This window comes from Candidatus Obscuribacterales bacterium (assembly GCA_036703605.1).
Classification (GTDB): domain Bacteria; phylum Cyanobacteriota; class Cyanobacteriia; order RECH01; family RECH01; genus RECH01.
Genome location: DATNRH010000520.1, coordinates 1 through 7,158 on the forward strand (window position 1 = coordinate 1; position 7,158 = coordinate 7,158).

Here is a 7,158-nt window from a genome sequence, read left to right on the forward strand (position 1 = left end):
CGAGGTCTTTCTTGAAAGCCAGCGGATTGGAAAACATAAACTTGGCGCGGCGTTCGGTTAATCGCGATAGAAATTTGGTGCGCAGGTAGTAGGGACTTTTGAGCTTGAGGGCAAAACGACCATCGGTATGGCGAATCATGAACCCTTCATGGTTCACCGATCGCACCTGCTGAAGCACGTCTTGAAACGTACTGAAAAACCAGGAGGGTCTTGGTACGGCTAAGGTCTGGGCCAGATCATCGAGGGCCGCTTCGTCCCAAAAGCCTTGGCCCAACTCTCCCACGCCAATCAGGTGCAGACCGTGGTGGCTTTCAGCATAGGGGATAATGTGGGGATCATCGGGGTGGATAGCTTCCCAGAGCAGGGTGAGGTGGGGGCGATCGCGCAGGTAGCCCAAGATGCGACCGTAGAGGTTGTTTTGATAGAGCAAGGCCTTGACCCGCTCCACATAGTCGCTCTCAAAGGAGCCAGAACAGGTGACCAGAACTTGATGGGGGTTGTAGGGATGGAGCACCATGACCGCCAAGAAGCCATTGAGTTTTTCTACGGCGACCACTTGGCTCTCTAGCGGCAAAGTCGTTCCCTGTTCTAAGTAATTGAAGGTGCGGGGAAAGGGTTGATTCACCGGTTCACCATGCAAACCCACCACCGTTCCCCTCGCCAGCTTAAGGTCTGGATGTTCGTGCCAGACGCTGGGGGTGAAAAAGGCTTTTGAGGTGTATTTGTAGAGCGAAAGCTGCCCATGAGTCACCTGTTTGACCCATTTTTGCGTGACTAGATGCTCCATGCGGTTGGCGAAGGTGGGCGATCGCTGTTCGTAGTCGAAGCTGCAGGGAATACGCACATAGTCTTGTTCGGGAAGGCGCATCGCCACCAGCGGCCCACCAAATCCAGCTCCTTCTTCGAGGGAATAGACGCGATCGCCCTGGGAGGTGAGGGGAATATGGCCGCGCATCAGGGTGAGATCGGGCGTAGTTTGCCGAAAGATGCCGTCGGTGTCATGGTTTTCCCGCAGCCGACGGCGGCCATAGACGCGCTCACGACCGGGCTGGAGCAGCGGATCAAACCATTCAATATCGCCATGGCAAAGGACATAGTCTCGATAGCGATAAAAGGTTGGCCAACTCGTGATGGCGTCATGGATCTGCTGCTGGTAAGCAGGATCCCGTTGTAGAACATAGTGCAGGGTTTCTCTTGTAGAACGCGATCGCACGTAGTTGTCACGAATACCCTTGGCCAGGTTCATGTCATGGTTGCCGCGAATAGCGTAATGGCCTTGGGCGATCGCTGCTATGACCAGATCGAGAACCGCTAAGGAATCGGGGCCGCGATCCACGAGATCACCCAGAAAACATAGTTTGCGTCCTTGGGGATGCTGAAAAGCCGCGTCATAGCCGAGGGTGTGCAGCATCTCGCGCAGAGGGAGCATCAAACCATGGACATCGCCGATAACATCGAGGTCTACATCCTCGGGAATGGTGGGAATCTTCGCTACTAATTGGCATCCAGTAGTTAGATGGATAAACGGCCAGCGCGATTGGCGATCCAGTTTTTTGATAAACAGCGATACGACATTTTGAGGCACCGCGTAGGAGCGTTGAGCATTTTGCTGCTGCACCTGCGCTTCCGGCAAGTCAAACACCACCACCTGCACAGGAATATGAAGCGCGGTCGCGATGTCTGCAAAGGGCTTTCGGTCTTGGTCGGTGGATAGGGTTGCATCCACCACAGTGGTTAGTCCTGCCATCAGGCGCGATCGCACCACCTGTTCCATCACAGCAAAGATCATGGCATCATCAACAGCCATCGGACAGCGGCCAACCTGCTCATCGATCATCACTGGGGCTGTGGCAAAGAAGGTTTCTCGAAGGCGATCGCTGGATACAACAAAGGACGGCGGCAGAGACTGACAGGCCGTGGTTTTGCCGCTACCCGGTGGACCTGACAGCAGAACAAGGCTACCCAGTTGAATCGAAATCTGGCGCGGTTCCATGGTGCTTCCTTTCTCAATCTGTGCCCATTGCCCAGTGGTGGTGAGATGCGTTGGATCTGAAATGCATCGGATCAGATGTCTTGGATCAAGATATGACAATTGTAGTGAAACCCGATCCCTTCCAACAAGATTAGCTATCTAGGATCGGTCTCAAGGCTCAGTCTCAAGGATCGGCCTCAAGGATTGGCCTCTACTAGATAGACGCCAGCTTATGAGACGACGCAGAATAGGGGCGATCGCTCCCCTGCATGGCAGTCATCCTTTCAATCCTCTAAGAGTACGTTGGCTATATCTTATCTAGCCGTACAATACGGCGCTTTTCACTAGCCTATCGGACATAGCTAAGGTTGCAGTACTGATTCTTCAGTGCAGAGCAGCATATTATCTATCCTGAGTGTTGAGGCAGGGCGATCGCGAGCCTCGGGCATTGTCATGGGTGAATGATTCAGCTTTGGCGATCAGCCGGCCTATCGTCAACCATGCATCATCTATCCGGGGATTAGACGGACCAATGATTAGACTGATATTACGTGGCGCTGCTGAAGGTCGTGGCATCTAAGGTTAGATGTTTCTAAGGGAGCGATCGCTGGTTGCCTTCACCCAACGTGCATCAACAGCGCCACATATGTAACGTTCTTTATGCTCAATGCCTATGACACCCGCCGATATCACCACCAGTCTCACCCAACAGTTTGGCCCTGCCCTGCAGATCATCGATGACACCGCCTGGCAGATAGAAGCTCCTGCTTCTCGTCTGCTGGTGCTGCTTTCAGAGGATCACACCTGGCTACGAGCCTTGGTGTCTATTGCCCCAGCCCAAGAAGCCGTTCCCTACCTAGAGCAACTGCTAGAATCCAACTTTGATGACACCCAAGAAGCTCGCTATGCCATTTATGAGGGCGCACTTTGGGGTGTCTTTCACCATGCCCTGGCCAGTTTGACGCGGGAAGATTTTGAGGCAGCGATCGCTCGTTTAGTATCGCTTCAGCAAACGGGCCTCGATCGCAGCTTCCGCCAGCGAGCTGATGCCCAACTTCGGCAGATTATCTGGGCGGCAAAGCAGCAGGGGCAGACATTAGAAGACACCCTCCAAACCCTAGATCGCTTTTATGAAGAAGGCGTGATGGGAGATTTGTCCCAAGATGCTAGCCAGCGGCAGCAGGTGATGGATGCTTGGCGGGCTCAACTGCAGCGCCTATGGAATGAGTCTTGAGCCAGGCAGTCTGTTGCCCATGACGGTATCAATCGCTCTCCTTTGGACCATCTTGCCATCGCATTAAGGGAGGCGATCGCCCTTGGATAGATGCGCATGGGGTGATGACAAGGGTAGGATGTGCGTACCTGATGCCTATTCTCTATTAATTGACTGAAACGCTATGGATGTAGTCCCACTCTTTGCCAACCTCCTTGCAGAAGACGCCATTGGCCAAAACCTTGAACAGTTTTTGCTGGTTCTGTCAGTATCTCTCAGTGTTGCCACCCTATCTCGGGTGCTGCCCTGGTTTCGCCAAACGCCCTATACGCTGCTGCTGGTGATTGTAGGGTTAGGGCTGGCAGTGGTAGATGTGCGGTTGGTGAACCTCTCTCCGGAACTCATTCTGCTGATTTTCTTGCCGCCGCTGCTGTTTGAAGCAGGCTGGAATTTGAATTGGTCGTACCTGCGCAAGGATCTGGTGCCGATCTGTCTCTATGCTGTCGTGGGAGTGATGATCTCCGTTGTTGGTATTGGACTGGGGCTGGCACAATTTGCAGGTATTCCCTTAGCGATCGCCCTTTTGATTGGCGCTAGTCTATCGGCAACCGATCCGGTGTCGGTGGTTGCCCTATTTCGAGAATTGGGGGTCGGTAAACGTCTCACGGTATTGATGGAAGGGGAAAGTTTATTCAACGACGGGGTAGCGGTGGTTGCCTTCGCCCTCTTGTCAGGCCTGGCCCTCGGCACCCAGGATGAGTTTGTTATACCGGTGGCGATCGCTCAGTTTTTTACCTTCCTTGGCGTGGGTGTGGGTGTAGGTAGCCTGATTGGCTTCGGAATTTCTTACCTAACCCAGCGTTTTGATCTGCCCTTAGTGGAACAATCGTTGACGCTAGTGGCCGCCTACGGCACCTATTCCATCGCCGAAGCCCTAGGTGGTTCCGGCGTCATTTCTGTGGTCACCGTGGGTTTAGTCCTGGGGAATTTTGGATCGCGCATTGGCATGAATCCCCGCACGCGTTTGATTGTGTCGGAATTCTGGGATTTTATCGCCTTCTTTGTCAACTCAATCATATTCCTGCTGATTGGCGACCAAGTTCGTTTTTCCAGTCTGGGCGAAAATTGGCTGCCCATTGCGGTGGCGATCGCTGCCCTGTTGCTCACCCGTGCTGTGGGCATCTATGGATTAGGCTTGGTGAGCAATACCTTAGCTAAGTCTAATATATCTTGGCGCGACCAAACAGTGCTATGGTGGGGCGGACTGCGGGGGTCAGTATCCATTGCCCTAGCGCTGAGCATTCCCGAAAGTCTGCCGGAACGAGAAGTGGTGATTGCGACTGTCTTCGGCGTGATGTTATTTACCCTATTGGTACAGGGCTTGACGACCCAACCGTTGCTCAAGGGTTTGAATATGCTGGATGACCAGGCTTTTCGGAAAACCTATCGGGAAGCGATCGCTCGCCGCATGGCCCTAACGCGGGTGTTAACCTATCTATCTAAATTGGGCGATCGCCAAGAGCTAGATCCAGAATTTTGTCAATACCAGGCAGCACTGGTGGAGGGAGAATTGTCTAGCCTCAAGGAAAACATTCAAGCCTTGCAGATCAAACATCCGGAGTTTAAGGAACTAGCCCTAGAAGAACTGCGGGAAGACTTGTTGGCTATTGAAGCCGATACCTATGCTGACTTAATTCGCTCGGGGCGACTGAATGAAAAGCTGTCGCCTCTATTGCAGGACGTTTTGGTTGAGAGCGATAGTTCAGACAAGAATTGAGTTAACGATCAGACGATGAGCCTAGGTAGAAAAATTACAGAATTGTCAACGGATCTACGTCAATGGTGAGGCTGACAACGGGGGAAAGATGCGATCGCAATCCTTGTAAATCAGGAGCGATCGCGTGTCTGGCCCCCTTGAGTAAGATTTGCCAACGATAGCGTTGGGCAACCCTTGTGACCGAGGCGGGAGCTGGGCCCAACAGATGCCAATCCTCTGACGTTTGGGCTTGAATCATCTGAGCCAGATCCATAGAGGCTTGCTGCACGGCAGCAGCATCTAAGCTACTCAAACGCAGTAAGATCAGCCGTCCCACGGGTGGATAGTTCAACGCGGTGCGCTGGTCGAGCTCTTCTTGGATAAAGGAGGTATACTGCTGTTGCTGTACGGCTTGAATGACGGGATGCTCTGGACTATAGGTCTGTAAAATCACTCGGCCAGGTTGATCGCCCCGCCCGGCCCGTCCGGCAACTTGGGTGAGGGTCTGGAAGGCGCGTTCACTAGCGCGATAGTCGGCGAGGTTGAGCACCCCATCTGCAGCTACGATACCCACCAGGGTGACTTGGGGTAGGTCAATGCCCTTGGTGAGCATCTGGGTACCCACCAATACATCCGCTTCACCTCGGGCAAATTGGGTCAGTAAGGTACGATGAGCATCTTTGGCACGGGTGGTATCGCTGTCAAACCGCAGGCTGCGCAGATTGGGAAATCGATGGTGTAGTTCTTGCATCACCCGCTGGGTACCGCTGCCAAACTGTTTGAAGTAGGGCGATGTGCAGGATGGACAGACCTCGGGAAGCGATCGCCCATAGCCGCAGTAGTGGCAGCGTAGAGTAGCTTGGGCATCGGCGTGGGTGTGGTGGAAAGCCAGGGATACATCACAGTGGGGGCATTCCATCACGTAGCCGCAGGCACGACAGGAAACGAAGGTGCTGTGGCCACGACGATGGATAAATAAGAGTCCCTGCTGCTGGGTGCTCTGTAATTCTTCTAGAGCTAGCTGTAAAGGACGGCTAAAAATCGAGCGATTGCCAGTGCCAAATTCTTGGCGCATATCCACCACTTGGATGGGCGGCATGGGGCGCGACTGGATGCGATCGGGTAGGGACAGATACTGCATGGGGGCAGGCAGTGCATCAGATAAGCTAGGCTGAGCCGCCACCCAACTATCGAGGGCGGGGGTGGCGGAACCAAGAATGAGGGGACAGTTTACTAAGTGCGATCGCCATTGGGCAACGGTGCGGGCATGGTAGCAGGGCGCAGGTTGATCTTGCTTAAAGCTACCGTCATGCTCTTCATCCAGCACAATTAAGCCCAGGTTAGGCAGGGGAGCAAAGATCGCCGATCGCGTCCCGACAATCACCTGGGCATCGCCGCGCAGCATCTGCCGCCAGGTATCGTAGCGTTCGCCATCGGAGAGGGCACTGTGGTAGACTCGCACTTTTTCGCCAAACCGCGCCTGAAAGCGATCGGTGAGCTGGGGAGTCAGGCCAATTTCCGGCACTAAAACTAGGGCCGACTGTCCCCTAGCCAACACCGGAGCGATCGCCTGTAGATACACTTCCGTTTTGCCCGATCCGGTGACGCCATGCAGCAGCCACTGTTGACTGCCTTGGCTTTGGGCGATCGCCGTCAGAGCTGCTTGTTGCGCTGCCGTGAGCTGTTTGGGTTGGTCGGGCTGGGCCTGTCCAGATACGGTACGCAACACCTCTCGCGACTGGATGACCACATAACCCTTGCGTTCTAGGGTTTTCACCACCGAGGAACTCACATGGCAGAGCTGCAGCAGTTCTTGCAGCCACAGGTCGCCACCCCGCCGCTTCAGAATCTCGATAATTTCCCGCTGGCGATCGCTGAGGTTGGCATCCCCCACATCGTTGACCAACACCACCGCCTGCTGGCGCTTGGGGCGAACTGGGGCCGGAGCCTCTAGATAACTTTCAGCCCAGCCGCGTCTCAGCAGCTCCTGAATACCCCGCCGGGCACCACGTCCCTGGCGCTGGAGGTACGTCCAGGTATAGTCGCCGGTTTTTTGTAGAACCTGGAGCACCTGCTGGGCCGGTGGGGAGAGAAATTCCGTAGCGCCCGGCGGAATGGCGTCGGGTTTGAGGCGAATGCGCCGCTGCGATCGCCCCAAGATACCCGGCGGCAGGGCGGCGCGCACTGCTTGCATCAAGGGCGTTTGGTAATAGTCTG

The 7,158-nt window shown here is 54.6% G+C and carries 4 protein-coding genes; 2 read left to right on the plus strand and 2 right to left on the minus strand.

All coding sequences use genetic code 11. The annotated features are described in order from the left end of the window. Positions 1 to 1,993, minus strand: a 1,993-nt coding sequence (locus V6D20_11200) for an AAA family ATPase (GenBank protein ID HEY9816349.1), incomplete at its 3' end; no start/stop codon positions are given. A gap of 652 nt (positions 1,994 to 2,645) precedes the next feature. Here V6D20_11200 and V6D20_11205 point away from each other — a divergent pair. Both V6D20_11205 and V6D20_11210 read left to right on the plus strand, forming a co-directional pair. Next, positions 2,646 to 3,206, plus strand: coding sequence for a hypothetical protein (locus tag V6D20_11205; protein HEY9816350.1), 561 nt, complete (start codon positions 2,646 to 2,648; stop codon positions 3,204 to 3,206). Between the two features lie 163 nt (positions 3,207 to 3,369). Next, positions 3,370 to 4,962: a sodium:proton antiporter gene (locus tag V6D20_11210; GenBank protein ID HEY9816351.1), complete on the plus strand. Its 1,593-nt coding sequence runs from the start codon at positions 3,370 to 3,372 to the stop codon at positions 4,960 to 4,962. Between the two features lie 34 nt (positions 4,963 to 4,996). On the opposite strand, the gene priA is transcribed toward V6D20_11210, so the two are convergent. Then, on the minus strand, positions 4,997 to 7,158 hold a 2,162-nt coding region (gene priA / locus V6D20_11215; protein HEY9816352.1), incomplete at its 5' end, for a primosomal protein N'.